Annotated in this window: 1 rRNA gene; it reads left to right on the top strand. The window is 51.6% G+C overall.

Going from position 1 to position 1337, the window contains the following annotated elements:
- Nucleotides 1-1337, top strand: a 16S ribosomal RNA gene (locus A3O17_RS06075); the annotation flags it as partial.

Here is a 1337-nt window from a genome sequence, read left to right as displayed (position 1 = left end):
ATTATGTAAAAGGTGGTTTTGCTATCGCTTTTGGATGGACCCGCGGCGTATTAACTAGTTGGTAGGGTAACGGCCTACCAAGGTGATGATACGTAGCCGAGTTGAGAGACTGATCGGCCACAATGGGACTGAGACACGGCCCATACTCCTACGGGAGGCAGCAGTAGGGAATCTTCCACAATGGGCGCAAGCCTGATGGAGCAACGCCGCGTGAATGAAGAAGGTCTTCGGATCGTAAAATTCTGTTGTTAGAGAAGAATATGAGTAATAGTAACTGATTATTCACTGACGGTATCTAACCAGCAAGTCACGGCTAACTACGTGCCAGCAGCCGCGGTAATACGTAGGTGGCAAGCGTTGTCCGGATTTATTGGGCGTAAAGGGAACGCAGGCGGTTTTTTAAGTCTGATGTGAAAGCCTTCGGCTTAACCGGAGATGTGCATTGGAAACTGGAAGACTTGAGTGCAGAAGAGGAGAGTGGAACTCCATGTGTAGCGGTGAAATGCGTAGATATATGGAAGAACACCAGTGGCGAAAGCGGCTCTCTGGTCTGTAACTGACGCTGAGGTTCGAAAGCATGGGTAGCGAACAGGATTAGATACCCTGGTAGTCCATGCCGTAAACGATGAATGCTAGGTGTTGGAGGGTTTCCGCCCTTCAGTGCCGCAGCTAACGCAATAAGCATTCCGCCTGGGGAGTACGACCGCAAGGTTGAAACTCAAAGGAATTGACGGGGGCCCGCACAAGCGGTGGAGCATGTGGTTTAATTCGAAGCAACGCGAAGAACCTTACCAGGTCTTGACATCTTTTGACCACCTAAGAGATTAGGTTTTCCCTTCGGGGACAAAATGACAGGTGGTGCATGGCTGTCGTCAGCTCGTGTCGTGAGATGTTGGGTTAAGTCCCGCAACGAGCGCAACCCTTGTTGTCAGTTGCCATCATTTAGTTGGGCACTCTGGCGAGACTGCCGGTGACAAACCGGAGGAAGGTGGGGATGACGTCAAGTCATCATGCCCCTTATGACCTGGGCTACACACGTGCTACAATGGACGATACAACGAGTCGCGAAACCGCGAGGTTAAGCTAATCTCTTAAAGTCGTTCTCAGTTCGGATTGCAGGCTGCAACTCGCCTGCATGAAGTCGGAATCGCTAGTAATCGCGGATCAGCATGCCGCGGTGAATACGTTCCCGGGCCTTGTACACACCGCCCGTCACACCATGAGAGTTTGTAACACCCAAAGCCGGTGGAGTAACCCTCTGGACCTAGCCGTCTAAGGTGGGACAGCGTGGTTGTGTTGAGTCATTAGAAGCTAGCTGTACGGATACCTGAGGCCAG

This window comes from Ligilactobacillus aviarius, assembly GCF_001654615.1.
Classification (GTDB): Bacteria; Bacillota; Bacilli; order Lactobacillales; family Lactobacillaceae; genus Ligilactobacillus; species Ligilactobacillus aviarius_B.
Note: the sequence above shows the minus strand (reverse complement) of the source record. Positions and strands in the feature narration are given on the sequence as shown.